The organism is Chthoniobacterales bacterium, from assembly GCA_036569045.1.
GTDB lineage: Bacteria > Verrucomicrobiota > Verrucomicrobiia > Chthoniobacterales > JAATET01 > JAATET01.
The window spans coordinates 1-26,286 of the sequence record DATCRI010000074.1 but is presented as its reverse complement, the minus strand read 5'-3'; the positions used below and the strand labels follow the sequence as shown (position 1 = coordinate 26,286).

The 26,286-nt window shown below is 64.5% G+C and carries 23 protein-coding genes; 6 read left to right on the top strand and 17 right to left on the bottom strand.

What is annotated here, in order from left to right; all coding sequences use genetic code 11:
* Nucleotides 1–42: 42 nt before the first annotated feature.
* The gene (locus VIM61_13525) at nucleotides 43–567 is read right to left on the bottom strand and encodes a hypothetical protein (protein ID HEY8901426.1); all 525 of its coding nucleotides are present in this window, start codon (nucleotides 565–567) and stop codon (nucleotides 43–45) included.
* A 129-nt stretch (nucleotides 568–696) separates the two neighbouring features.
* On the opposite strand from VIM61_13525, the gene VIM61_13520 reads away from it, so the two are divergent.
* Nucleotides 697–1,911 (top strand): 4-hydroxy-3-methylbut-2-enyl diphosphate reductase, encoded by a 1,215-nt coding sequence (locus tag VIM61_13520; GenBank protein HEY8901425.1) that lies wholly within the window; start codon nucleotides 697–699, stop codon nucleotides 1,909–1,911.
* A gap of 3 nt (nucleotides 1,912–1,914) precedes the next feature.
* Here the strand turns inward: VIM61_13520 and VIM61_13515 are convergent, their stop codons facing one another.
* Genes VIM61_13515 through VIM61_13495 form a run of 5 tightly spaced genes read right to left on the bottom strand, consistent with a single transcriptional unit; the run spans nucleotide 1,915 to nucleotide 6,278 of the window.
* A complete protein-coding gene (locus VIM61_13515) occupies nucleotides 1,915–2,862 on the bottom strand; it encodes a cation diffusion facilitator family transporter (protein ID HEY8901424.1) in 948 nt (315 codons plus the stop codon).
* Entirely contained in the window at nucleotides 2,859–3,860 is a 1,002-nt protein-coding gene (locus VIM61_13510) for a hypothetical protein (GenBank protein ID HEY8901423.1), read from the bottom strand. Before VIM61_13510 ends, VIM61_13515 begins: the two co-directional genes overlap by 4 nt.
* Nucleotides 3,857–4,651 (bottom strand): nucleoside triphosphate pyrophosphohydrolase, encoded by a 795-nt coding sequence (gene mazG / locus VIM61_13505; protein HEY8901422.1) that lies wholly within the window; start codon nucleotides 4,649–4,651, stop codon nucleotides 3,857–3,859. The genes VIM61_13510 and mazG overlap by 4 nt, the downstream gene beginning before the upstream one ends.
* Nucleotides 4,648–5,412: a DUF2270 domain-containing protein gene (locus VIM61_13500; protein HEY8901421.1), complete on the bottom strand. Its 765-nt coding sequence runs from the start codon at nucleotides 5,410–5,412 to the stop codon at nucleotides 4,648–4,650. Before VIM61_13500 ends, mazG begins: the two co-directional genes overlap by 4 nt.
* Nucleotides 5,412–6,278 carry a rhomboid family intramembrane serine protease gene (locus tag VIM61_13495; protein HEY8901420.1) on the bottom strand — a complete coding sequence of 289 codons (867 nt, stop codon included), beginning with the start codon at nucleotides 6,276–6,278 and terminating at the stop codon, nucleotides 5,412–5,414. The genes VIM61_13500 and VIM61_13495 overlap by 1 nt, the downstream gene beginning before the upstream one ends.
* A 156-nt stretch (nucleotides 6,279–6,434) precedes the next feature.
* Here VIM61_13495 and VIM61_13490 point away from each other — a divergent pair, with 156 nt between their 5' ends.
* Together VIM61_13490 and VIM61_13485 are read left to right on the top strand one after the other, a co-directional pair.
* A complete protein-coding gene (locus VIM61_13490) occupies nucleotides 6,435–7,877 on the top strand; it encodes an alpha/beta fold hydrolase (GenBank protein ID HEY8901419.1) in 1,443 nt (480 codons plus the stop codon).
* 36 nt (nucleotides 7,878–7,913) lie between these two features.
* A complete protein-coding gene (locus VIM61_13485; GenBank protein ID HEY8901418.1) occupies nucleotides 7,914–8,282 on the top strand; it encodes a DUF4870 domain-containing protein in 369 nt (122 codons plus the stop codon).
* Nucleotides 8,283–8,309: 27 nt separating this feature from the next.
* On the opposite strand, the gene VIM61_13480 is transcribed toward VIM61_13485, so the two are convergent.
* Together VIM61_13480 and VIM61_13475 are read right to left on the bottom strand one after the other, a co-directional pair.
* Complete coding sequence (locus VIM61_13480) at nucleotides 8,310–9,134, bottom strand: alpha/beta hydrolase (protein ID HEY8901417.1); 825 nt, start codon at nucleotides 9,132–9,134, stop codon at nucleotides 8,310–8,312.
* A gap of 139 nt (nucleotides 9,135–9,273) precedes the next feature.
* Nucleotides 9,274–9,582: a hypothetical protein gene (locus VIM61_13475; protein HEY8901416.1), complete on the bottom strand. Its 309-nt coding sequence runs from the start codon at nucleotides 9,580–9,582 to the stop codon at nucleotides 9,274–9,276.
* A 142-nt stretch (nucleotides 9,583–9,724) separates the two neighbouring features.
* Between VIM61_13475 and VIM61_13470 the strand changes: the two genes are divergently transcribed.
* The gene (locus tag VIM61_13470; protein ID HEY8901415.1) at nucleotides 9,725–10,204 is read left to right on the top strand and encodes a BLUF domain-containing protein; all 480 of its coding nucleotides are present in this window, start codon (nucleotides 9,725–9,727) and stop codon (nucleotides 10,202–10,204) included.
* Between the two features lie 66 nt (nucleotides 10,205–10,270).
* A complete protein-coding gene (locus VIM61_13465) occupies nucleotides 10,271–10,948 on the top strand; it encodes a YoaK family protein (protein HEY8901414.1) in 678 nt (225 codons plus the stop codon).
* Between the two features lie 135 nt (nucleotides 10,949–11,083).
* Here the strand turns inward: VIM61_13465 and VIM61_13460 are convergent, their stop codons facing one another.
* From VIM61_13460 to VIM61_13420, 9 genes are all read right to left on the bottom strand, one after another.
* Nucleotides 11,084–15,766, bottom strand: coding sequence for a glutamate synthase-related protein (locus VIM61_13460; protein HEY8901413.1), 4,683 nt, complete (start codon nucleotides 15,764–15,766; stop codon nucleotides 11,084–11,086).
* 131 nt (nucleotides 15,767–15,897) lie between these two features.
* Nucleotides 15,898–16,410 (bottom strand): PH domain-containing protein, encoded by a 513-nt coding sequence (locus VIM61_13455; GenBank protein ID HEY8901412.1) that lies wholly within the window; start codon nucleotides 16,408–16,410, stop codon nucleotides 15,898–15,900.
* Nucleotides 16,407–18,587, bottom strand: a complete 2,181-nt coding sequence (locus VIM61_13450) for a DUF4019 domain-containing protein (GenBank protein HEY8901411.1) — start codon at nucleotides 18,585–18,587, stop codon at nucleotides 16,407–16,409. The genes VIM61_13455 and VIM61_13450 overlap by 4 nt, the downstream gene beginning before the upstream one ends.
* Nucleotides 18,588–18,617: 30 nt before the next feature.
* Complete coding sequence (locus VIM61_13445) at nucleotides 18,618–19,349, bottom strand: sigma-70 family RNA polymerase sigma factor (protein HEY8901410.1); 732 nt, start codon at nucleotides 19,347–19,349, stop codon at nucleotides 18,618–18,620.
* Nucleotides 19,350–19,403: 54 nt separating this feature from the next.
* On the bottom strand, nucleotides 19,404–20,297 hold the full coding sequence (gene lipA / locus VIM61_13440) for a lipoyl synthase (GenBank protein ID HEY8901409.1): 894 nt from the start codon (nucleotides 20,295–20,297) through the stop codon (nucleotides 19,404–19,406).
* 40 nt (nucleotides 20,298–20,337) lie between these two features.
* Nucleotides 20,338–20,955 (bottom strand): recombination mediator RecR, encoded by a 618-nt coding sequence (gene recR / locus VIM61_13435; GenBank protein ID HEY8901408.1) that lies wholly within the window; start codon nucleotides 20,953–20,955, stop codon nucleotides 20,338–20,340.
* 14 nt (nucleotides 20,956–20,969) lie between these two features.
* Nucleotides 20,970–22,241, bottom strand: a complete 1,272-nt coding sequence (locus tag VIM61_13430) for an adenylate/guanylate cyclase domain-containing protein (GenBank protein ID HEY8901407.1) — start codon at nucleotides 22,239–22,241, stop codon at nucleotides 20,970–20,972.
* Nucleotides 22,238–23,833, bottom strand: coding sequence for an AAA family ATPase (locus VIM61_13425; protein ID HEY8901406.1), 1,596 nt, complete (start codon nucleotides 23,831–23,833; stop codon nucleotides 22,238–22,240). Before VIM61_13425 ends, VIM61_13430 begins: the two co-directional genes overlap by 4 nt.
* 43 nt (nucleotides 23,834–23,876) lie before the next feature.
* Nucleotides 23,877–25,535, bottom strand: coding sequence for a serine/threonine-protein kinase (locus tag VIM61_13420; protein HEY8901405.1), 1,659 nt, complete (start codon nucleotides 25,533–25,535; stop codon nucleotides 23,877–23,879).
* Nucleotides 25,536–25,733: 198 nt separating this feature from the next.
* On the opposite strand from VIM61_13420, the gene VIM61_13415 reads away from it, so the two are divergent.
* Nucleotides 25,734–26,286: RluA family pseudouridine synthase (locus tag VIM61_13415; protein HEY8901404.1), on the top strand; the 553-nt coding region annotated here is incomplete at its 3' end.

Here is a 26,286-nt window from a genome sequence, read left to right as displayed (position 1 = left end):
TTTGAAGTTTGCGGTTTTCCCCTCGCGATGGGGCAAGGCGCGTCAAATCAACCCACGGCGCTTCCATTCCAGGACGTTTTCGCCGGCGGAACGCTGGATGAGCTCGACCGTGAACTTCATCAGGCAGACCTCCCAGGCGTCGTCGACGCCCTCGATGATCGTGCTCATCGGTTCGTCGCGGGCATCCAGCATCTCGCCGATGCGGCCGATCACGTCGGCCTTCGGCGCATGGACGATTTCCTCGCTGATGTCGGTCTTCCGAAACTGAAAGCCGTAGCGCAGAAATTTGAGGTCGCGGCCGTGGCTCTCGAGGAAGTCCGCGAAGCCGCGCGCTTCCTCACCAAAACCGTCGAGCAGGAGCTTCGAGTAATTCTGCGGCGTCACGATCGACGGACGCTCCGCGTGAATGCGGCCATCCCGCACGCGCACGCGGTCGACCTGGTCCATCAATTCCGTCACGAGCATGAAGCGAAAACTGGTGGTGCCGAAGGTCTGGATCGCCTGCACGGGCGGACGGATCACGCGCGTGTTTTCGAGCGCGTATTGAAAGTCGTCCTCGCGAAACATGGAGGCCGGAAAAATAGAGCCCTTCTTCGCCGAGGCAACCTCGATTTTTCCGCGCCAATTCCCCTGTCGTTTGACAATTCCTCCAAAACCGTTCTTTTCATCCCTCCCCGCCGACCTCATTTTTTTCTTATGTCCGCCGCCACGCCCGCCGCCAAACGCATCAATCTTCGTACGCCCGAGGTGATGGAGCGCGTGCAGGCTCAGGTGGAAAGCCATTACCGCAGCAATCTCGTCGACGAGATCCGCGCGCACGGCGGCCTCCTTACGGTCGGGGAAACGACCTTCCGCCTCGCGAAGCAGTTTGGCTTTTGCTATGGCGTCGAGCGCGCCATCGACCTCGCCTACGCCGCGCGCAAGGTCTTTCCCGAGCAGCGAATTTTCCTGCTCGGCGAGATCATTCACAACCCCGACGTGAACGCCCAGATCGCCGCGATGGGCATTCGCCACCTCGCCGCGCATCCGAGCGATGCGGACATCGACGCGCTCAGTTCCGAGGACGTCGTCATCGTGCCGGCGTTCGGCGCCGAGGCGCCCATCGTCGAGGCGGTCAAGGCGCACGGCTGCCAGATCGTCGACACGACGTGCGGCGACGTCATGAGCGTATGGAAGCGCGTGCGTCAGAATGCGCGCGAGCAGGTCACGTCGATCATTCACGGAAAGTCCGCGCACGAGGAAACTCGCGCCACCGCCTCGCGCGCTCTCGGCGAAGGCGCCGGGCATTACCTCGTCGTGCTCGATCTCGCGGAGACGGACTTCGTCTGCGATTACATCCGGAATGGGGGCGACGCGGAAAAGAAGGCCGAATTCGTGCGGCGTTTTGCCGATGCCATGTCGCCAGGCTTCGATCCCGACGTCCACCTGCACAAGATCGGCGTCGCAAACCAGACGACCATGCTGCGCAGCGAAACCGAGGAAGTGCAGAATCGGGTGCGCCAGGCCATCACCGATCGCGACAGGGGCGACGCGGGTAATTTCCGCTTCTTCGACACGATCTGCGGCGCCACCCAGGAGCGTCAGGACGCCCTTTTCGAACTCCTTCACGCTCCGCTCGACCTGCTTCTCGTCGTCGGCGGCTACAACAGCTCGAACACGACGCACCTCGCCGAGATCGGCGAAAAAGAGGTGCCGACCTATTTCATTCGGAACGCGGATTGCATTCGCTCGGCCGAAGAGATCCTGCGCTTCGACCTGCACGAAAAGCGCGAGATCGTCACCGCCGGCTGGTTGAAAACCACCGGTCCGTTGAGGGCAGGTATCACCGCCGGCGCATCCTGCCCGAACAACCTCATCGAGGACGTCATTCGGCGCATCCTCGAGCTTCGCGGCGAAACGGCGCCGATTTAGGGGCTAGGCTGGCGAGCTCTTCCCGGGAAGGCAGGCGCCGCAGCCCCCCGCGCCCCCCTGCTCGAACTGAATCGTCACATGCGTGATCGCGAAGTGCTCCTCGAGCTCCTCGCGGATCGTCGCCAGGAGTGCGTCGTCGAGACCGGGATCGCTCTTCACGACATGCGCGGTGAGCGCCGTCTCCGTCGTGCTCAGCGCCCAGACATGGAGGTGATGCACTTCCTGCACGCCGGAAATTCCCGCAATCTCGGCATGAATTTTCTCGAGGTCCGTGCCCAGCGGCGCGGCGTCGAGCGCCAGGCCGAGAGATTCCGTGAAGAGCCCCCACGTGCCGACGAGAATGGCAACGAGGACGGCCAGACTCACCACCGGATCGATCCAGGCCCAGCCGGTCGCGAGGATGACGAGGCCGGCGATGGTGACTCCGAGCGAAACTCCCGCATCGGCCGCCATGTGCAGAAACGCGCCGCGCACGTTGAGGTCGCCCTTGCTGCCGGCCATGAACAGAAGCGCGGTGCCGCCATTGACGAGGATGCCGAGGGCAGAGACCCAGGCCATCACGCCGCCTTCGACATGCTGGGGCTCGCGGAGACGCTCGATGGCTTCCAGGCCGAGCGCGCCAACAGCGACGAGGAGAAGGATGGCGTTGGCGAGCGCGGCGAGGATCGTTCCCCGCTTCAATCCGTAGGTGTAGCGGCCTTTCGCGGCACGCTTGGCGAGAATCGCGGCGACCCAGGCGAGCACGAGGCCGAGCACGTCGCCGAGGTTGTGGCCCGCATCGGAGACAAGCGCCAGCGAGCCGGAGAGAAAACCCATGGCTGCCTCGAAAATCACGAAGCCCGTGTTCAGGGCGATCCCGATGAGAAAGGCCCGGCCGAAATCCGCAGGCGCGTGATGATGGCCACCCGGGCCATGCGAATGGCCGGCGTGGTCGTGATGCTCGTGGCTCATGGCTGCGCGTTCATTCGGGAGGTGAGCAGATCGCGGACCGCCGAGAAACTCAACCGCTCGCGGGCAATGTTTTGGGAATGATCCGTCGCGGCCTGCCAGGCGGCATCGTCGGTGAGCAGTCGCGTCGCGACCTCGCGCACATCGCCGGTGAGATGCCCGAAGGCCACGCGATCGATTGCGCCATTGCCGCCCAGGCAGGGCAGCCGGCCGAGCAGGGCGTCGCCAGCCACCTGTCCCGGCACGGCGCTCGCGTCGAGCTGCAGGACGACGCGGTGCGCAGCCATCAGCCGCAGGTAATCCCGGTAGGCGAAAGGGCCAACGATGAAATGGAGGAACGGATTGTCTCCGCGAATCGCCTTGAGCAGGCGCAGACCGTGGCGGCCGAAGTTGCTCATCACCGCGACCGGCATTTCGAGCTCCCGCCCCAGCGCGGCGGCCATGGCGACCGCCTGCCAGTGGTTCCTCGAGGGCACGTCGAACTCCCGGGTGCCCACGAAGATGCCCTTGCGTTCCTCGAGCGGAATGCCGCGATCCCACGCCGGTTCCTCCACGGGATACGGGGTCGGCGCGAAAAAGCCATCGCGACAGCCGGCGTCGCGGTAGAGCGGTTCGAGGTCCGGCGTGCTGGAAAGGTAGCCGTCCGCGGCGGCGCAGATGCGCCGGAAAAGCAGCGAGCGGTCGTAGTCGTCGAGGAAGTCGGCGACCTGATGCGCGCCGGACTCCTTGAAGGAAATCCACGTGCGCACGCCGCGATCCTTCAACACCGCGAGCGCCTTGAGCACCGCTCGCAGGTTGCGCTTGCGCAGGAGCACGAGCGCGGCGCCAGTGCCGGCCGGAACCGTCCGCACGTCGCGCAAAATTTTCCCGCGCATGCAGGCGGCGTAGCCGTGGTAGTTCACCGGCGGGTGACCGCTGTCCGCGGGCGTCCCCGCTCCGTTCGAGAAGTCCTGCTCAGCGTCGCGACCGCCGGGATTGAGAACGACGAATCCGCTGCTCACGCCGTTCCCGCTTTCTCCGCGTCCCAATAGCGGTTCAGTTCCTCGGCCGAGCAATCCTCGACGCGGCGGCCCGCCGCGGCGGCCTGGCGTTCGACAGATTTGAATCGCTCGACGAACTTGTCGGTGGCGGCCGAGAGCGTCATTTCGGAATCCTGCCCGAGCTTGCGTGCGAGATTCACGACCGAGAAAAGCAGATCGCCGGTTTCCTCGGTGATCGCGGCCGAGTTCGCCGTGGCCATGGCCGCCTTGAGCTCCGCGAGCTCCTCCTCGATCTTCGCAATCACCTCGCCGGCCTCGGTCCAGTCGAAGCCGACGCGCGCGGCCTTTTTCTGGGCGTTCTGCGCGCGCAGGAGCGCTGGCAGGGCCCGGGGCAGGCCGTCGAGAATCGAGGTGCGCTCGGCTTTCTCCGCGCGCTTGATCTGCTCCCATTTGCGAAGGACCTCGTCGGAGTCGGCGGCAGAATCCTCGCCGAAGACGTGCGGATGGCGGCGGATCAGTTTTTCGCAGATTTCCGTCGCGACCGCGTCGAACTCGAAGGCGCCGCGCTCGCTGGCCATCTGCGCATGCATGACGACGTGCAGGAGCAGGTCGCCAAGTTCCTCGCGCAGATTCGAGTCGTCGGCGAGGTCGATCGCGTCAACGAGTTCGTAGGTTTCCTCGAGCAGTGCGCCGCGCAGGCTGGCATGCGTCTGCTCGCGGTCCCAGGGGCAGCCATCCGGCGCGCGGAGGCGGGCGACGATTTCCTTGAGACGAAGCACCGGGTCGAGCGTGGCAACGGGAGCCGCTCTCATATCCGCCAGAGCGAGACGTTGTCGCTGCCGAATTCCGAGACTTCGCCGGACGTGCGGTGCGCGAAGTAAATGATGATGCTCGTCACCGCGACGATCGTGCCGACGAAGATGCCGGCGTTGAACCACGCCGGCAGATGACCCGCCTCGAACGCGGTGTAGAACGAATGAAGCGAGGTGATCGGCGGATTGGCGTGCATGAAAATCTTGAGCGCCCATGCCAGCATGATGATCGCGAAGATGAAAACGTAATTTCGTCGGAGCCGCCGTCCCACCGCCTCGAAGGCCGAGATCTTGAAGGACGGCAGGATGAGATCTTCGCACACGAGCCGGCGCCATTCGCCATCGAGCAGGCGGTCGCTCTGGGAAACGATCGGCACGAGAAAATGCGCCTCGAGCATGCGCACGCGCCCCCGAAAGGCGTCGTAGAAACGATAACGCCGCGCCTCGATCCAGAGCATGATCCAGACGATCGCGAGGTTGAAAAAGAAGATGATGTGCGGGATCTCGCGAAAGGAAAACGCCACGGTGATGATGGTCGTCGAACTCGTGATCGCCCATGTCGTCGTCACGTCGAGCCGCTGCCGCCAGACCATGATGCGGCCGAGCTCTCCCCGGTAAAAATGCACCATCGCGTTGACGTAGCACGGGTCCTTCAGGCTCGGCACGGGCATGGCCCGGCTTTCGGGGTTGCCGCCAGCGGCGCGGGATGCCTCGAGCGGCGGAGGTGGCGTTGCCGGGCCAGGAGTCACCGGACCGTCCATCAATGCGAATGCTTTTCCCGTTCCAGCAGCGCGGTGCGCGCCTGCTCGAGGCGCTGACGTTCCCGCTTCGTGAGGCTGCCGATGCCGTGTTTCGAGATCTTCTCGAGCAGCGGGTCGATCGAGGAATGCAGCTCGGCCTCGGTCAATTCCTCGCGTTGTTTGGCCGGAGGATCGCGGCGAGCCGGACGGAAATCGTCACCGCCAACGGGCAGCCACGAATCGAAGGAGGCCTGCGTCGCGCCGGAATAGCGCAGCATCAGCACGGCGCACGCGCATTCCAGCCAGAGCACGCCGAGCGATTCCCACATGTGCGCGGCGAGGAATTGCAGCGAATAGATGCCGAGCAAAACCGCGGCGACCCATTTGGCCTGCAGCGAGAAGAGGACCTGCGCACTCGGGTAGATGACCACGAAGGCGACGAAGATCGCAAAATGGAGCGTGACGCTGCCGGCAAGTCCGGCGGGCACCCCGGCAAGCCCGAGCAGGGTCAGCGCGGCGGGACCGACGAGCAACAACGAGAGGTAGAGCCAGAGGAACGCGCGACGACCGAGGAACTTTTCGACCTCGCGGCCGAACGAGTAAAGCATCCACATCTCGACGGCGAACCAGATGTTGGGCTGGTTGACGAAAGCGTAGGTGAAGAACTGCCAGATCTTGAAATTCCGCAGGATGTCGAAGTTCGAGAACAATAGCGGCTCGAGGATCGGTGAGGCTGCCGGAATCGGTGTGCCGGCCATCGACATCGCGACGGCGGTGCCGATCATCCCGAGCACGTGCAGGATCACGAGGAGGGTCGTGGCGTAAATCGGCACCCTTCCGACCCAGGTGATCGGGGAGTAGTCCTCGGAATTCCGGCCAGCGATCATACGTGCGCCCTGAAAGTAGCCACGCTGGCGCGGGCGGACAAGTGCCAACTCGGGGCATTCTCGTCCGGTTCCTTCACTGAGCGATCGAGGCCGTCAGATATTTTCCAGACTGGCATTGGACTTGCATTCGGTGTCACCTTCTTTTTGTTCAAATCCATGTTTCCCCGCCGTTTCGCGCTCCTGTGCGCCGTTGTTTTTCCCTTTTTTGCCGGTCAGGCCGCGACGTTCACCTACGCCACTCCCCCCTCGGGCATTCGCAAGGTCTATGGATCGGCGCCGTTCCAGTTCGGCTATCTGACCGTCCCGGAGAAACGTGCGAACCCTGCCGGCCCGCAGATCCAGCTCGCGGTCGTCATTCTTCGCGCGAAGCAGGCGACTGGCGCGCTTCCCATCTTCTTCCTGACCGGTGGCCCGGGCGGATCCGCGACCACGACAGCGGCATTTTTCGAGGTCTTCCCCGCTTTGCAGAAGACTCACGACATCGTGCTGATCGACCAGCGTGGCACGGGCTGGTCCTCGCCGTTTCTCGGCGTCTTCAGCGGCACGTATGCCTCGGCCCGCGAGGGCTTCCTGAACCAGGGGATCGACCTCACGGCCTACAACACGACCGAGAACGCCTCGGATATCGCCGATCTCCGCACGGCGCTGGGCTACAGCTCGATCATTCTCTTTGGGAATTCCTACGGCTCTTTCCTCGCGCAGGAGGTGATGCGCTCCCATCCGACCGGCATCGCCGCGGTCGTGCTCGATGGCGTGCTGCCGGCGACGGATACGTTCCTCCCCAGATTCAATCAAAACACTCTCCATGGCCTGAATGCCCTCTTCCGGGATGTGCAAAAGACCGGACCCGCCCGCCGCGCGTTTCCCAATTTCTCGCGCACCTATTTCCAGCTTCTCACGCAGCTTCGGAAGCGTCCGTTGCGGATGGATGACGGTTTCAAGATCACGCTCGACGACTTTCAGGGCACCATCAGCGCACTGCTGCAGTCTTCCGAGCGAATCCGCGTCATTCCCCTGCTCGTGACGGAGATTGCTGCCCGCCGCGGCAGCGATTTCGTCCGCCGATATTTCAGTTTCAGCGAAGACCGGCGTGACTTCGCTCTCGGCATGTATCTCTCCACGCTCGGGACCGACTGGAACCAGCCGAACTGGCTCGATCTCACCCGTCGCACGGATTCCAAACTGCGCCCCATCGTTTTCCGCGAGGCGAACGCGCCATCCAGTCTCTCGGTGATCTTTGGCGTGCGGGCGTGGCAGGTCCCCTACTTTCCGCAGGCAACGCGCAATCCGCTCAGTAGCACGATTCCGACCCTTCTCCTCAGCGGCGACATGGAGGCGCAGACTCCTCCGGATGGCGCGAAGGTGGTCGCCGCCCGTCTTCCGAACAGCTTCGTGCTGAATTTCCCGCGGAGTGGTCACATCACCGGCTTCACTCCCGGCCCGCCGATGAACGCGCTTGTGCAGTTCGTGAACAATCCATCAGCCCGTCCCAGATACAGCCTCGCGAGTCTCAGGCGTGCGAATTTCTACGCGACCAGGGTACCCGAAAAGACGGCCCGTGATCGCGAGAGTGAGCGGCCGTTGCGATTCCTGCGTTGATTCGCAGCCAGACTTCGCTTTCAATCTGCGTCATCTATGGATGAGACTCCGCCGCCGATTCCTCCCGTCTCCGCTCCTCCTGCCGGTAAGGACGACAAGCTGTGGATCGTGCTCTGCCACCTTTCCCTCCTGCTGGGAATCGGTTTCATCCTGCCGCTCGTCGTTTATCTCGTGAAACGCCACGACTCACCGCTGGTGGCGGACCACGCCCGCGAGGCGCTCAACTTTCATATCAGCGTCTATCTCTACGCCTTCGTCTCGATGCTGCTCGTCATGATTTTCATCGGAATCCTGCTGCTTCCCATCCTGGCAATCGGGTCGATCGTTTGTTCGATCCTTGCCGCCGTGCGTGCCTCCGAGGGCCGGTTCTACCGCTATCCCCTCACCCTGCGCCTCGTCTCGTAAACGACGGGTCCCTGCCGGAATCGGCGATCAGCTTTTTAGAAAGGCCAGCAAATCGGCGTTGAGCTGGTCCTTGCTCGTGTCCCCGAGAGCGTGCGTGCCGCCGGGGTAGATCTTGAGCGTCGCGTTCGGCACGAGTTTCACCGCCGCCAGCGCCGAGGCGCCGATCGGCACGATCTGATCGTCGTCGCCGTGAATGATGAGCGTCGGCACGTCGAACTTCTTGAGGTCCTCCGTGAAGTCCGTTTCCGAAAACGCCTTGATGCAGTCATACGCGTTCTTCGCGCCGCACATCATTCCCTGCATCCACCAGGTGTGGATGAGGCCCTGCGAGACCTTTGCGCCGGCCCGGTTGAAGCCGTAGAAGGGGCCGCTCGCCACATCCATGAAAAACTGGGCGCGATCCGCCAGAAAGGCGGCGCGGAAGCCGTCGAAGACCTCGATCGGCAGGCCGCCGGGATTTGCCTCGGTCTTCACCATCAACGGGGGCACCGCGCCCACGAGCACCGCCTTCGCCACCCGCGAGGTGCCGTGTCGACCGATGAACCGCGCCACCTCGCCGCCGCCGGTGGAATGGCCGATCATCGTCACTCCCGTGAGGTCGAGCGCCTCGAAAAGGGCCAGCAGATCATCGGCGTAGGTGTCCATCTCGTTGCCGTCCCAGGGCTGGCTCGAGCGCCCGTGGCCGCGGCGATCATGCGCGATGCAGCGGTATCCGTGAGAGGCGAGAAACATCATCTGGTTCTCCCAGGCGTCGCCATTGAGCGGCCAGCCGTGGCTGAACACCACCGGCTCTCCCGAGCCCCAGTCCTTGTAATAGATTTCCGTGCCGTCCTGCGTCGTAATGGTGCTCATGGATTCTGAAGTCGAGGGTTGCCTCGCGACCAGACAGGCTCGCGACGGAGTGCGTTTCGATCCCTTATCCGCCACGCTTTCAGGACCTGCAAGGAGGATGTGATCCCCAAATGGAACGGGCTCCGCTTCAGGGCGCGACCTAGTCCTTGATGATGCGGAGGTGTCGATAAAGCACTCGCGTGCCCAGAGCGAGGGCCAGGCCCAGACCGAAAAGAACGAGGATGCCACCCAGAGCTGTCGCGACCGTTGGATGCAGCGGGGTATCCGCGAGTTCGGGATGCGCCGTGAGGAAATCGGCCGGAATCCAGCAGGTTGCCCACGTCAGGGCCAGCGCCCCGCCGACAAACGCAAGGATCGCGAGGGCGACGATGGCCTTGAGAAATCGGGCTTCGACAAAGAATGCCGGCAGGCAGAAGAGCAGGATCAGACCAGAAACGAGAAAGTGCATCGATCCTTCGTTTTCCGTCAAAGCCGACGCCCGCACGAGTCTTTTGTCGTGGTGCCTCGGGTTTCACTCCCTCTCCTTCATGGGATAATTCGCTTTCGCGTCAGAAATATTCGGATAGTTTGCTACCAATCCTCTTCTTCAGATGGATTTCCCTCCCGAGCGCGACCTTTTCCAACTGACATTCGTGAGTTCGGCGACCCGCCTTCTCTCGAATCAGGAGCTCGCGAATTTGCTCGTGACCTGTCGGAGAAACAACGAGCGACGAGGCATCACCGGCCTGTTGCTTTACCACGAAGGGAATTTCCTCGAGGTCATCGAGGGAGCGCGGGAGACGATCGAATGGCTTTACCGCGAACGCCTTCTGAAGGATTCGCGCCATCGGAATGTCATCTGCCTGCTGAGAGGCCCCACGACGCGGCGATCGTTTCCGGACTGGAGCATGGGATACCGAAAAACGGCCGAGACAACGCATCCGGAGACCTTGCCGGGATTCAACGACCTGCTGGAGGAGTGCCGCGCGCCCGACGTGGCCTTTCCCGATCTCTCGGTTCAGCTGCGGACTTTCCTGCGCAGCTTTTACCGATCCTCCGGCCTGACGAACACGCTCTGGTCGTCGGTGTAACCCTTCGGCCGTTGTCGGGCCAAATCGCTCGATCTTCCCCCGACAACGCGTTAAGCCGTTCGCATCGTGAACGACGCGCGTGACTTTCCGCTGGCCATTCGTCTGCTCCTCCTCAGTCTCGCGGCCGGTTGCGTGGATGCGATCGCCTTCATCGATGCCGGGGTTTTCCCGGCCAACATGACCGGGAACTCGGTCGTGCTCGCAATCGCGATCTCTCATGGCGGTGGCGCAGCCCTCGCCGGCATCGCCTTCGGCGGATTTTGCGCGGGAGCGGCGGTGGGCTCCTGGCTGGTGGCCGCGCCCAGGCCGGGGTGGTCATCCCGGATCAGCATGGCGCTGGCTCTCGCCGCCGCATTGGTGCTCGCGAGCGCCGGAGTGATCGCCCTGAGTGGCGGCCAGTTTCTTCCCGGTCTCGTCGCGGCAACATCGGCGGCCATGGGCCTGCAAAGCGCCGCCGTGCAGCAGGTCGGTGTCTCGGGCGTCTCCACGGTCTTTGTCACCGGCACGCTCACGACGGGAATTAGCCGGCTCGTCCGGAAAATTCGGGGGCCAATGTCCGATCTGCCGCCCGCCCGGGAGACGCCCTGGCTTCCCCTCCTCACCTGGGCCGCGTATTTCGGGGGGGCGGTGCTGGGCGGCTTAAACCACCGCCTGCCCGGCGGCGTGGCCATTGCGCTGCCTGGCCTGCTCCTCGTAGCGGTGGTGATTCTCGCGGAGCGGACGCGGCAGCGCGCCGGCAAGTAGCGCACGAAAATCAAACCAATCGGGTCGGCTTGGGTTTCTCAACCGTTCGCCCCCGGGAACTTTGAGCCCGCCGCGAAAAAGAAAAGCGCGTCCCCTCATCGGGGACGCGCAGATTCTTCGAGTGACCGGCAGCGCCTAGCGAGACACGGTCACGTTTTCCGTGATCGTCTGCTTGGACTCGTTGTCCGGGCCGTCCGCCTTTTCGCCCCTCGGCGCTGGCGGCGCATCAGGGATCTTCGGCGAAACCTTCCAAAACAGCGCCTTGGCGTTGTTCCAATCCGCGAGGAGATCCTTCGCCTGGGCACTTTCGGTGACCTCCGCGTGCTTCTCGACGAGGGCCTTCAGCGTGGCGATGTCTTCGTCCGCGCTCAGGCGATCCGCCACGACTAGCTGGGGATTCAGCTTGGCCGGGAACTCCCCGGCGGCATCGAGCACGTAAGCAGCGCCGCCCGTCATTCCCGCGCCGAAATTCTTTCCGGTCGGGCCGAGGATGACGATGGTGCCGTTGGTCATGTATTCACAGCCGTGGTCACCCACGCCCTCGACGACGGCGGTGCCGCCCGAGTTCCGCACACAGAACCGCTCGCCGGCCCGGCCATTGGCGAACAATCTGCCGCCGGTGGCGCCATACATCACGGTGTTTCCGAGGATGCTGTTGTCCTTCGCAAGGAAGCTCGAGTTCGGACGCGGCTTGATGATGATCTCGCCACCGCTCATGACCTTGCCGACATAGTCGTTGGCTTCACCGGTGAGGATCAGGCGAACGCCCGGCGACAGGAAGGCGCCGAGGCTCTGGCCCGCGGACCCTTCGAACTTCAATTCCACCGTGCCCTCGGGAAGCCCTTCCGCACCATATTGGTAACCGATCTCACCGGACACCTGCGTGCCGACCGAGCGGTTGGTGTTCTTGATCTTGTAATCGAGGCTGATCGGCTTGATGTCGTTGATGGCTTCTTTCGCATCCTGCAGAATAATCTCGTCAAGTGTCTGATCCTCAGGGCCATCGTTCCGCTCGCGAGTGGCATGGCGAGCGGCCGTGGGGTCATCGCTGGAGACATCCACGAGGAGCTTGGAAAGGTCGAGGGTATTCGCTTTCGGATGCTCGGGAATCGCCTTCTGGCGCAGACATTCGACGTGCCCGATCATCTCGTCGACCGTGCGGAAGCCGAGGCTGGCCATGATTTCGCGCATTTCGGCGGCGACCCCATTGAAGAAGTTCACGACGTGCTCCGGCTTGCCCTTGAACTTGCCGCGGAGGCGGTCGTCAAGGGTGGCGACGCCGACCGGACAGGTGTTCAGGTGGCACTGGCGGACGTAAACGCAGCCCATCGCGATCATCGCGGCGGTGCCGAAGTTGTATTCCTCGGCGCCGAGTAACGTGGCGATGGCGATGTCCTCGCCGGTTTTCATGCCGCCGTCCGTGCGGAGGGTGACGCGGTTGCGCAGGCCGTTGAGCATGAGCACCTGGTGCGTCTCGGCGACGCCGAGTTCCCACGGGCCGCCGGCGTTCTTGATCGAGCTCAGCGGCGAGGCGCCGGTGCCTCCGTCGTGACCGCTCACAAGAATGATGTCGGCATGCGCCTTGGCAACGCCGGCCGCAATCGTGCCGACGCCGGCCTCCGAGACGAGTTTCACCGTGACGCGGGCGCGCGGATTGACCTGCTTGAGGTCGTAGATCAGCTGCGCGAGATCTTCGATGGAGTAAATGTCGTGGTGCGGCGGCGGCGAGATCAGGGTGACGCCCGGCACGGAGTGACGGAGCTTCGCGATGTAGGGGCTGACCTTGTGACCGGGCAGCTGACCGCCCTCGCCCGGCTTCGCGCCCTGGGCCATCTTGATCTCAATTTCCTTGGCGCTTGCGAGATACGCGGCGGAGACGCCGAAACGTCCCGAAGCGATCTGCTTGATGGCGCTGTTCGCCCAATCACCGTCTTCGCGGCGCTTGAAGCGAACGGGATCTTCGCCACCCTCGCCGCTGTTCGACTTGCCGCCGATACGGTTCATGGCGATCGCGAGCGTCTCGTGAGCTTCCGGGCTGAGCGCGCCGAGCGACATGCCGGCGGTGGTGAAGCGGCGACGAATGTCCTCGACCGGCTCGACTTCCTCGATCGGCACCGGACCGTCGGGCAGTGGAACGAGTTCCAGCAGGTTGCGAAGCGCGGTCGGGCGGGTCGCCTTCACGGCCTCCACGTATTTCTGGTAGTCTTCGAGCTTGCCGGCCTTGTCCATGCCCTTGATGCCCACGTAGGTGTGGAAATTTTGCATCACGGGCGGGGTGACGGCATGAAGCTCGCCACCGCGGCGGTAGCGGTAGTAACCGGGATCGTCCAGCTTGCCGGCCTCGACCGGGACTTCGCCGCCGTAGGCCATCGTGTGGCGGGCGAGGCTCTCGGAGGCGATCTCCTCGTAGCCCACGCCTTCGATTTGCGAGCTGGTGCCGGTGAAGCATTCCGCGACGACCTTGCTGGCGACGCCGAGCGCCTCGAACATCTGCGCGCCGCGATAGCTGCTGACGACCGAGATGCCCATCTTGGACATGATCTTGAGCAGTCCGCTCTCGAGCGCCGTGCGGTAGTTCTTGCAGGCCACCGCGAACGTGGTCGCCTGGGCCTCGGCAAAAGCGGCCTCGGCCTTGGCGAGTTTCTCGGGATTGACCGGATCGGCGGCCCTGGCGGTCGCGAGCGCGGTGGTCGTCGCAGCCAGGGTATCCTCGAGGACTTCCTGAATCGTCTCGAAGGCGAGATAGGGATTCACGCAGCTTGCGCCGTAGCCCACGAGGCAGGCGATCTGGTGCACGTCGCGCGCTTCACCGGACTCGACGACGATGCTGGCCCGCATGCGCTTGCCGACGTTCGTGAGATGGTGATGCACGGCGCCCATGGCGAGAAGTGCCGGAACCGGAGCGTTGGCGGCATCGACGCCACGGTCCGAGAGGATCAGGATGCGCGCGCCGGAATCGACGACCGCTTCGGCGTCGGCCTTGATGCGGGCGATGGCCGCTTCGAGACCGGCCGTGCCTTCGCTGACCGGCCAGAGCGTGGAAACCGTGCCGGCCTTGTGCGGGGCGGGCAGTTCCTTGAGGCGCGCGAGTTCGCAGTCGAGCAGGATCGGCGAGTCGACCATGACCTGCTCGGCGTGCTCGGGTGTTTCGCTGAGGAGATTCCGCCGCCAGCCGAGGACGGTGTGCAGCGACATGACGAGTTTCTCGCGGATCGGATCGATCGGTGGATTCGTCACCTGCGCGAAAAGCTGCTTGAAATAGGTGTAGAGCAGGCGCGGCTTGAGCGAGAGGACGGCGAGCGGCGTGTCGTCGCCCATGGAGCCCACGGCCTCGGCGCCCGTCTTCAGCATCGGCTTGATGATCATGTCGAGCTCTTCGCTCGAGTAGCCGAAGGCGATCTGGCGCTGGGTGAGGCCAAAGAGGTCGATCTCCGCGGCGGGCGGGAGGATTTCCTCCGCCTTTGCGAACGGGAACTTGAGAAGATATTTCTCGACCCACTCCTTGTAGGGCTTGCGCTCGGCAAGGGCCTGCTTGATCTCGCGATCGCGCATCAGTTTGCCGGCCACGGTGTCGATCGCGATCATTTCGCCGGGAGCGAGGCGGCCCTTTTCAATGACGCTCGCGGGCGGCAGGCCGGAAAGACCGACTTCGGAGCCGAGCACGAACACGCCGTCGTTGGTGAGCTTGTAGCGCGCGGGGCGCAGACCGTTGCGGTCGAGGCACGAGCCGATGGTGAGGCCGTTTGTAAAGACGAGCGCGGCCGGACCGTCCCACGGCTCGCAGATGCAGCGGTGGTATTCGAAGAACGCCTGCAGCTCCGGAGACATCTTCTTGTCGGAGCGCCATGCCGGCGGAACGAGCATCGTCATCGTATGCAACGGGCTGCGACCGGACATCGTCATGACCTCGAGAACGTTGTCGAGGCTGGCGGAATCCGAGCCGCCGGCCTGGACGATCGGCTTCAGCAGGTCGATATCGGACCCCCAGAAATCCGCCTGCAACTCGGCTTCGCGGGCCTTCGTCCAGTTGCGATTGCCGCGCACGGTGTTGATTTCGCCGTTGTGAGCGAGCATGCGCGACGGCTGGGCGAGTGGCCAGGTCGGGAAGGTGTTTGTGCTGTAGCGCTGGTGATAGACGCAGATCGCGGTCTCGTAATTCGGGTTCGTCAGGTCGGGATAGAACTTCTCGAGGGAGGCCGAGACGAGCAGGCCCTTGTAAACGATCGTCCGGTGCGAGAACGACGGGATGTAGAAATTCCTGATGCCATCCGCGGCGGCCATGTCCTCGATCTCGTTGCGGGCGAGGAAGAGCCGGCGCTCGTAGTCGTCGTCGGCCATGCCCCAGGGCTTGCCGATGAGGACCTGCTCGATGCGCGGCAGCGTCGTCTGCGCCTTTTCGCCAAGCACGCGGAGATTGATCGGCACCTCGCGCCAGCCGAAGAGGAAGAGGCCCCGCTTTTCGAGGACTTCGGCGGTGATCGCCTTCGCCCGGGCCTGCGCGTAAGCGTGGTCGAACGGCAGGAACATCACGCCGACGGCGAGATCGCTTTCCTGGAAGAGCTGGTGGCCAAGCCGGGCGACCTCTGGCGCGAAGATCTTGTAGGGAATCTGCGTCATCACGCCGGCGCCGTCGCCGGTCTTCGCATCCGCGTCGAGAGCGCCGCGGTGCATCAGGGCGCAGAGCGAACGCAGGCCGATCTTGAGAATGCGATTCGAACGTTTCCCGCTGACCTGAGCCACGAAGCCGACGCCACAGGCATCATGTTCGTGTTCCGGTGAATAGAGCGAGCGGGTTCCGGTCGGAAAGGCTTGGTTCATCGACATCCTGTTTGGCTGAGTTTCGTATGGTTAAGAGCAAGTAAAACGTCCGCGTCCCCTTGGAGCAGCTTTTGTTCCACCGGGGCGGGAACGTAACACTCCGGGACCCCGGCGGCAACCTTCCTCGCCGCCTAAAATCCGACTTCTTCCTTGCGAGAAGATTGCCGCAATTCGCTGACGAAAACGGCGGGGTCCGCCGGTGATATGACCACCGTGCGCGGCGCATAACGCAGGACCACGGTCCGCGCAGGATCGGTGACAAACGCGCGATGACGACCGAGCGTCCGGTTCCAGAAAAGTCCCGTGAAGGCGAAGAATCCACCGTTACCGCAGAGGCGGATGCTTCCCCGCATCGCGTCCGGCGCAGCTTCCGCGAAGAGCAGCCCTGCTCGCGGCAGGCGCGTCGTCCAGCCTGGCCGCAGGACGAGAATGGCATCCGGCGTGATCCGATAACCGCGCACGAGGAACAGTGCGCAGAGCGGCGGGAGCGCGAGCAGCAGCGGGGTCGCCCACCAGACGCCGGGATTTTCGACCCACATTGGAAGCCCTGCCCCGATCCCGACGCAGACGACCGTTGCGAGGACAGAGCTGACAACCAGGGGGCGGCTCCAGGGCGCCCGATGAAAGCCGGATGACGCGCTCATTTGATAAAATAGCCCGAGGCTTCCCAGACGCCATTTTCAGCCTTCGCAAACGTGACCGTTTCGACGCTGTTCCGCTTGTTTGCGAAGCTCGTCGCGAATTGCATCACGACAAACTGGCCGGCAGCCGTCCCCGGCAGACGTTCGAGCGATCGGGCAGTTTTCACGGTGCGGCTCTTCAGCGCGCCGAGCGGAGCGCGGGCGGCCACGAGAGCGGCGGTCCAGCTGGCCTGCGTAATCGTGGCCCGGAACGCCGCGGACGCGACTGGCCAGCTCTCCGCATATTCTCCGGCGTCGATGCCGGCAAGCCAGGCCTCCGCCGCGGCGACGGCCGCGCGTTCATCCGCGGTTTTCGGCGGAGATGCCGGGAAATCGCCTCCTTCAGGCGGAAGAATGAAGTAGGCGATGGTCTTCCATCCCTCGGGCGGATCGAGCGCGAATTTCACGGTCTCCGTAGCTCCGGGCAATTCGGCGAATGTGGTCTGAAACTTCGCGATGAAATAGGCGCCGTCGGGCATTCCCGGCATGTTCGTCGTTCGCTCGAACGAGGTCATTTTCCGATCGGAGATCCGGCCAAGGGGAGAGCGAACCTGGGTCGCTTTCTCGATCCAATCCTTTTTCGAAATGCTGGCGCGAAAACTCGGGGCCGCCTCCTGCCACGCTTTCGCGTAATCGGCGGCGTCCATGAGTTTCAACCAGTCTGCCGCAGCGGATCTTTCCGGGGAAACGTCACTCTGCTCCAGGGCGAGCAGTCCTGCGAGCGCGTCGAGCTTCCTGCGAACCGCGGCTCGCAGGGGATGGGAAGCCCGATACCGCGAGCTGAGTCGATTGTCCTCGATGAGAAGATTTGTGCGGGTTGTCTCGATCAGGGCGTTGAAGTCCTCACCGTGAAGGCCAGGGTGCGTCCTCTCAAAGGCCGTGAGATTCGTGTCCGCGGCGACCACTTTCGGATGTCCCTCCCGGTATTGTCCTCGCAGCTCCGCGGTGGAAATCGCGAGATCTAACAGGCGTCTTTGCAAGGTGGCGCGGTCCTCAATGGGGCTCGTGACCGGCTCCGCGATGGGGTTCATTACGTTTTCGACCGGTGGCTCCTGGGCTTTCTCGGAAGGCTGCCCACTGCGCATGAGGAACATGGCCACAAGACCCAGCAGGAGTAGAACGGACGCGCCGAGCACGAGCGGCATCCCGCGCTTGGGAGGCTCTCCCCCGGTGTGGGGATGGTCCTCGAGCTCTGCCGTCCCCCGAATTTCTTCCACTTGCGTCTTCAGCACGCTCGCCTGCGAGTAGCGGCGGTCGGGATTTTTTTCGAGGGCTCGTAACACCACCTCGTCGAGGCGCACGTCGATGCGGACCTTGCGCGACGGCGGCTCGATCTGTCGCTCGGGCAGCTCGCCGGTGAGCATCTGGTAGAATACGACCCCGAGCGCGTAGATATCCGCGCGATGGTCCACGGCGTCTGGCTGCGCGGTCTGCTCCGGGGCCATGTAGCTCGGCGTGCCGAGAACCCTGCCGGCGCCGGTCAGTTCCCCGCTCGTCGTCATCCTCTCGCCCGGATCTTCGGCGACGGAGCCGATCAGCTTCGCGAGCCCGAAGTCCGCGACCTTCACGCGCCCCCCGCGATCGAGCAGGATGTTTTCCGGCTTGATGTCGCGATGGACGATGCCGTGGTCGTGCGCGAACTGCAGCGCGTCGCAGATCTGCGGCACGATGGCGAGAGCCTCCCGTGGCGAGACGCGCTCCGCGGCCAACAGTTGCCGAAGGTTCAAGCCATCGACGAACTCCATCAGGAAGAAATACGATCCGTCCTCGGCGCGTCCGTATTCGAAGAGCGTGACGATGTTCGGATGGTTGAGCCTGGCGAGCGCCCGGGCCTCGCGGGCGAAGCGCTCGGCGAAGGCCGGATCGTCGCCGATGCCGGGCGGCAGGATTTTCAGGGCGACGATGCGGTCGAGCTCCCGCTGCCGTGCCCGGTAAACCGCCCCCATGCCACCGCGACCAATGAGCTCCAGGATCTCGAGACGAGGAAATCTGGCGGCGAGTTCCTCGACGCTCGGTGGCACGAACGGCTCGCCCGGAGCGACCGTGGGCTCGCCTTGCAGAAAGTTCGCGGCGCAGGTCGCGCAGATTCCGCCGGTCGACAGCGCCGCGCCGCATTGAGGACAAAAAGAGGATTCGCTCATGCCTGCGTAATCAGTTTCTCCGGCCGGTTGTTACCGGTTTCCCAGCACGTCGAGCACTTCGCGCATTTCCATCTCGAATTCCTCCGGCGTCACGACCGTGTCGGCCACCGCTTCGCGGAAGCGCTCCCGAAATCGCCGGCGCAGCCGATGAATCGCGACCCGCGCCGCACCCTCCGTAGTCTGGAGGGCCTTCGCAATCTCGGCGTAGGGAATTTCGCCTCGCCCGGCCGTGAGATGCGGCTTCAGTGCGGAAAATTCCGCGGCCTTGCCGGCGGCGCGGTATTCGGTCTCCAGGCGCATCGCGGCATCGTCCAGCAGCGCCTGCGCCCAGCGCCGGTCAAACGTGCGATCCGGCGGCAGGGTGTGGTCGCGCTCATCGCTCAGGCGGCGTTCGGCGATCACGGTGTCGAAGGGCACGTGCACGCATTCGCCGCCCCGTTTCCGGGTCCGCGCGCGATCCCATTCGTTTGCGAGGAAGCGCTGCAGCGCCATCCGGAGGAATGTGCGGAAGCGGCCGCGATCCGGCGAGACGGCATCGAGGTAATTGCGCGTCAGCAGCCTGGCAAAGAATTCCTGGGTGAGGTCCTGCGCATCGGCTGGCGCATGTCCGCGACTGCGCACGAAGGCGTAGAGCGGATACCAATACGTCCGGCACAGGGTCTCGAGCGCCGCGCCGTCGGAGTTCCCCGCGCGTGCCGCAAGGACGATCGACCAGCGCGTCGTGACGAAGAGCGGCCGGGCATTGGCGGAGGAAGGCGGCATGGCGTCCCCTTCCCCATAAGCATTTGTCGCCCGTTGTTACAGGCGGAAGCGAAATCAGGCCGGGCGCTTGACCGGATTGTAATCCGCCGCGTGGTAGGAGCTGCGAACGAGCGGGCCGCTGGCCACGTATTCGAAGCCCTTGTTCGTCGCGATCTCGCGGTAGAGATCGAACGTCTCGGGGCGGATGTATTCGACGACGGGCAGATGATTCGGAGTCGGACGCAGGTATTGGCCCATCGTGAGCACCTGGACGTTCGCCTCGCGAAGGTCGTCCATGGCCTCGAAGATCTCGGTCTCGGTTTCGCCAAGACCGAGCATCAGGCCGCTCTTGGTGACGACGTTCGGATCGAGCTCCTTCGCGCGCTTGAGGAAGTCGAGCGAGAGCCGGTATTTCGCGCGGGAACGGACGAGCGGAGTGAGGCGCTCGACGGTCTCGAGGTTGTGATTGAAGACGTGCGGCTTTGCGTCGAGCACCGTCTGGAGCGGGCCTTCCTTGCCATTGAAGTCGGGTGTGAGCACCTCGATGATGATTTCCGGATCGACGCCACGCACGGCCTCGATCGTCTGCGCGAAGTGGTCCGCGCCGCCGTCGGCGAGGTCGTCGCGGGCAACGGCGGTGATGACGACGTGCTTGAGCCTGAGGCGGCGGATGGCCTCGGCGACGCGCTGGGGCTCATCGGCCTCGAGGGCGAAGGGCTTCGCCGTGTCCACGGCGCAGAAACCGCAGGCGCGCGTGCAGCGTTCGCCGGCGATCATGAAAGTGGCCGTGCCCTGGCTCCAGCATTCCCAGCGATTCGGGCACTGGGCGCTCTCGCAGACCGTGTGAAGCTTCAGGTCGGAAATAAGGCCCTTCGTGGAGAAGAAAACGGGATTCGAGGGCAGGCGCACCTTGATCCATTCGGGCTTCTTGGCTTGGTGCAGAGTGGGATCGATCTTCGAGCAGGACATCGCTGGCGGAGAAGGTGGCGTAAAATGGGTCGAAACGCAATCAGCGCCGCATTCCGATGCGACCGACGAGCGCGCGCTGGAGGGTGAGCTGGTCGGCGTGCTCGAGTCCCCCACCCGCCGGCAGCCCCTGCGCCAGCCGGCTCACCCGGATGCCGGGAGCCGCGCTCGCGAGCACCTCGGCGAGGTAATTGGCGGTGGCTTCGCCTTCCACGTCGGAGGCGAGTGCGAGGATGATTTCCGTCGGTTGCTCGTCGGCGATCCGGGCCACGAGGGCGTCGATCCGCAGGTCCTCGGGGCCGACATTTTCCAGGGGCGCAAGGCGGCCGCCGAGCGCGTGGTAACGGCCCGTAAAAAATCCCGTCCGCTCCACCGGCAGCACGTCGGTCGCGGTTTCCACGACGCAGATTTCGCGGCCGCCGCGTTCGGGATCCATGCAGATCACGCATTCGGGATCCGTTGCGAAAAAGCCGCAGCGTTCGCAGGGACGCACCTCACGGGCGGCGACGGAGAGGGCATCGATCAACGCCTCGCTGTGGGCATCCGGCGAGGCTGTCAGCCAGAGGGCGATGCGCTCTGCGCTGCGCGGGCCGATCGAGGGCAGCCGGCGGAGTTGCCGCGCGAGCTGCTGGAACGGCTCGGGATAATCGACCGGCTTCAAGGACAGGACGCGGCTCAGCTGATTTCCGCGAGGACGGCGGGCGTAAGCGGCGCGGAAGTATCGCCGCGGCGCGCGCGCTCGGTGCGCATCACGTAGGCGTCGAGGCCGGGATCGGGAATGCCGGTGATGCGGGCCTTGGAGAATTCCTCCATCGCGAGGTCCCAGCGACGATCGCGGTAGTAGATGACGCCCTTCCAGAAGTGCTCGCGGCTGCGGGCGCGCTCGGGCGAAAGCGCATTCACCGGGGCGAGGACCTCGTAGAGCTCGATGCGACGGCCATCGGCACGGCGGAGCAGTTCGATCGGGCGGCCTTCGACGAAGTCGTGGGCCTCGGCGTAAGTTTCCGGGCCGACGAGAATGCGGCAGCCGTAGTTCGCCCCGGCGGCGCAGAGGCGACGGGCAAATTCCACGGCCGGCCCGGCCACGCTGAACGAGCCGAGGCGCTCCCCGCCATAGGCCGCGGCGATCATCGCGCCGGAGTTGATGCCCACGCGGAAGTCGAGGCGCTGATGCCAGCGGGCGTCGCATTCCTTGTTGAGCGTGTCGACGCGGGCGGCCAGCTCGAGCGCGGCCCGGCACGCGGCGACGGCGTGATCGGCGCGAGTGATCGGCGCCCCGAAGACCACGCGCAGGCTTTCGCCGCCGCATTCGTCGAGATAACCGCCGGCGTCGACGAGGTAGTTCGACGCGGTCTTCAGGTAAAGATTCGTCATGGCCACGTAGTCCTCGGGGCTGAGGCTTTCGAGGAGCTCGACGTGATTGTGGACCTCGCAGACGACGACGGTCGCACTCTGCTCGGTGCCCGGGAAGCTGAGCGGATGGTTGGAATCCACCAGCCGGGCGAATTGCGGCTTCGAGATGCGGTTGCCGAAAAGCCGCTGCAGGACGCGCTTGCGGGCGCCCGAGTCGCTGCGGCCGTAGAACATGCCGATCACGTAACTGAAGAAAGCGGCGATCACGGCCTGGAACGGCGAGAAAAAGACGCCGTAGAGCGCGACGACGACGGCGCTGCTCAGCAGCAAAAAGATGCCGCTGAATGCCACGGCCGTCTTTCCCGCTGGCCGGGAGATGTCCACCGTGGTCCAGGCGCAGGCAAAGCCGATGATGGCCGACACGATGAGCACGAACGCGTGCGAGGTGGGCACCAGCGTGCCGGTGGGGGAGAATCGCGTGAGGAGCTGGGAGGCGAGGAGTTCGAGCGGGTGAATCCAGCCGGTGGCGTCGAGCACGAGCACCGCGAGCACCGCGATCGTGCCGATAAGCAGGGTGGCCTTGAAATATCTCATGGGGAAGAGGGAGAATCTGTCTCATTCTCCCGTGCATTGCGATAGGATTCCACCACCCATTCGCTCAGCACGCCGTCGGGATCTTCCACGGCGCGACGGGGAATGCGGAACTCGCGCCGACCGCTATTCTTCCGGATGAGTTTGAGGCCGAACTGGTAATCCTTGAACAGCGCCTCGCAGAGCTCGCGGACTCCGCCATTCTCGGCAAGGGCGCGGGCGACGAGGGCCGTGGCGGCCTCGGGCTCGAAACTGATGTCGAGCTCGTGCTGATCGCGGAACCGCTGGGCGAACTCGTCGACGATGGCCCCGAGCGCCTTCTCCTTCTCGGCGTGACCACTGTCGAGCAGGGCGCGCAGGGCTGCGGCGGGATCCGCAACGAGGCCCTCGCTCACCGTGAAGGACGTGACGCCCGAGTCGGGCAATTCGTATTTGTAGTCGCGCAGGAGGCGTTCGCAGACCGTGAGCAGGCCGCGGGCGCCGGTCTTTTCCTGCTCCGCGACCTCGGCGATGCGGTGCAGGGCATCGTCCTCGAAGAGCACCTCGATCCCGTAGGCGCGAAATGCGCGCTCGTATTGACGAATGATGCTGCCCTCGGAGCGCTTGAGGATCTCGAACAAATCCTCCGCGCCGAGCGGGTCGCAGACGACGCGCACCGGCAGGCGGCCGATGAACTCCGGCTCCATGCCGTAGCTGACAAAATCCCGCGTGGTGGCGTCGCGGAGGAGCGTCGCGTTTTCCTTGAGCGTGGCCGGCTCGGCGCCGAAGCCCATTCGCGCCTGCCGGAGACGCAGGCGCACCTGCTCGTCGAGCTTGTCGAAGGCGCCGCTCACGATGAAAAGGATGTGTCGCGTGTTGATCGAGTCGCGCGAGGCCTCGCCGCCGTTGCGCTGCATTTCGAAAGCGGCCTTCACCTGCGCCTGGAGGTCCATCGGATTTCGCACCGGCACCTCGGTTTCCTCCATGAGCTTGAGGAGGGTGGTCTGCACCCCTCGCCCGCTCACGTCGCGACCGGAGCCATTCGCGGAGCTGGCGATCTTGTCGATCTCGTCGATGTAGATGATGCCGTGCTCCGCGAGGGCAATATTGCCGTCGGCCTTGTGAACGAGCTCGCGCACGAGGTCTTCCACATCGCCGCCGACGTAGCCGGTCTCGCTGAATTTCGTCGCGTCGGCTTTCACGAACGGCACCCCGATCAGCTCGGCAATGTGTTTCACGAGATAGGTCTTGCCGACACCGGTCGGACCGACCAGCAGGACGTTCTGCTTCGCGTATTCGATGAGCGCCTCGGGATCTTCGTCGAGCACGCGCCGGGCATGGCGCGCGTGGTTGTAGTGGTCGCAGACGGCGATGCTCAGGACTTTCTTCGCCTCGTCCTGCTTGATGACGAACCGATCGAGATGGCGCTTGATGTCGCGCGGCTTGAAATTGAACTCGAACAGGTCCTCGTCCTCTTCATCGTCGAGATCGTCGTCCTCGTCTTCGTCCTCGCCCGCCGGGGCGTCGGCGGTCTTCGCGCCAAAGCCGGAGCGCAGAAATTCCGTGAGTTTTTGATGAATCTGCTCGGGCGTCAGTTTCAGCGGGTCGCTGCTCATGGCCGGAATGTAGCCCTGGAAATGCCGCTGTCCACCCGCGCCCTCAGTCGAGCGGCAGCCCCTGCGCAAGCGCGTCGAGTTGCGCAATCATCGGCGGACCGGTTTTTACCTGTTCCTTCGCCTTTTCGATTTTCACGAGCAGGCTCGCGGCCGAGGCCTTCGTCGCGTTCTTCACAAGAGCCTGCAGCTCGAGGAAGTTGCGATATTCCGCGAGATACGGCTCCGTCAGCGGTCGAAAATCCGCGATCCAGCGATTCGGCGCCGGCGGCGTCGCGCGGGCAAACCGTTCCAGGAACGCCCCGCCATCGGCCACCCGTCCGGCGGTCCAATCCTTCATGCCGAACGCCAGCAACGCAAATGCGTCCGCGTCGGTGGTCGACCACTTTTCGGCGTCGGCAGCGGGAACGACCTCGTCGCCCTCGAGGGACCGACCGAGGTCGATGAAAAGCCGGCCAAGCGGCTGCGCGGTGAGCTCGGGATTGAAAATTCCGTCCCTGGCGAGGGCCGCGAAGGTGTCCCGCGCAGGCGCTCCCTTCCCTCCGAGCGTGGTGGCGAGAGCCAACTGTGCCAGCGCCCAGTTGCGCTCCGGCTGCTTCGTGCCGGCGGCGGTCACCGCCGCGGTGAAACGCTCGACGGCTTCGTCGAACTTCCGGGCATTGAGCGCCGTGCGGCCCTGGGCGACGAGGGCGGCTTCGGGGCCGGACGTGACGCCCGATGCGGCCCCGGGATGCGGACTTCGCAGGGAAATCAGGACGCCGACGCAGGCGGCGAGAGCGAGCGAGGCGGCCGCGGTCCACATGCCGATGAGCAGCGGGCGCGTGCCCTGGCGCGGTGGATACGGGCTGCGGGCCTCGTTCGCACCATTCAGCTTCGAGGTGCGCTCCTGCAATTGCTGGCGGGCGTAGTGAAGATGCTGGAGGAGTTCCTCGTGCGAGGCGTAACGCTGGTCCGGATCCTTGTTGAGCATCCGGTTGATCACGTAGGCGGTCTCGTCGGAGATGCCTGGCGCGAAGGCCTGCAGGCTCACCGCCTGGCTCTTGATGTGTTTGAGCACGACCATCGAGGCCGTCTTCGCATCGAACGGCGGACGGCCCGACAACGCGTGAAACAACGTCCCGCCGAGGCTGTAGATGTCGCTGCGGAAATCCTCCGGCCGCCCGTCGAGTTTCTCCGGCGCCACGTAAAAGGGCGTGCCCCAGATCTCGCCGGCCTCCTGCGCCCCCTCGTCCATCACCCGCGCGAGACCGAAGTCCACGACCTTCGCGAGTTTCGCGTTCGCGAAAAGGATGTTCCCCGGCTTGATGTCGCGATGGATGAGGCCCACCTCGTAGGCCGCGCGCAGGCCCTCGGTCGCCTGGATCGCGAGGTCGAGCACGTGCATCTCGGAAAGCCGCGTCTGCAGGAGCATGAGGCCATCGAGCGACCCCTTTTCGACCAGCTCCATCGCGAGGTAGAACTGCCCGTGATCTTCGCCGAAGGAGTAGACCTTCACGACGTTCGGATGATTCACTGCCGCCGTCATTCGCGCCTCGGTCGCGAGTTTTTCCCAGTCCGCCTCGGTCGAGGCGGCATCTGCCTTGAGAATCTTCAGCGCGACCTTGCGATCGAGATTGCGGTCGAGCGCCTTGTAAACGGAGCCCATTCCGCCCTCGCCGAGCAGCTCGAGCAGCGTGAAGTGGTTGAACTGGATGCGGGCTCGCATTGTCTTTCCGCACGAAGGGCAGGCCACTTCCGAAAAAGGCGCGAGGCCGGTCACGTCAATTGACTGGCCGCAGGAGGGGCACGGCTCCACAATCGGCTCGATCGCGTCAGACATGCCCGGAACTCTACCGCGGCCACCTGTCTCCGGCAATCGCCGAAACCCGCGCCCGACACCATGCAGACCCACCAATTTGAAATTGTGCCCGAGACCGCCGGCGTGCGCCTCGACCGCTTCGTCGCCACCGCGATCGAGGGCCTCTCCCGCTCGCGAACGAAGACCCTGCTCGAGTCCGGCGAGATCCTTCGCAACGGCGCCCCCACCCGCGCCGCCGAGATCCTGCGCGCCGGCGACACCCTCACCGTGCGCATTCCCGACGCGACGCCCGTCGAGGAACTCGTCGGCGAAGACATTCCCCTCGCCATTCTTCACGAGGACTCCGATCTGCTCGTGCTCGACAAGCCCGCCGGGCTCGTCGTTCACCCCGGCGCGGGGAACGCCACCGGCACGCTCGTGCAGGCCCTGCTCCACCATTGCAAGGATCTCTCCGGCATCGGTGGCGTCGAGCGCCCCGGGATCGTCCATCGCCTCGACAAGGAAACCAGCGGCTGCCTCGTCATTGCGAAGAACGACCTCGCCCACCAGTCCCTCGCCGCGCAATTCGCCGACCGCACCGTCGAGAAGACCTACCTCGCCATCGTCGAAGGCACGCCCCGCCGCCGCACCGGCGAGGTGAACGAGCCGATCGGCCGCC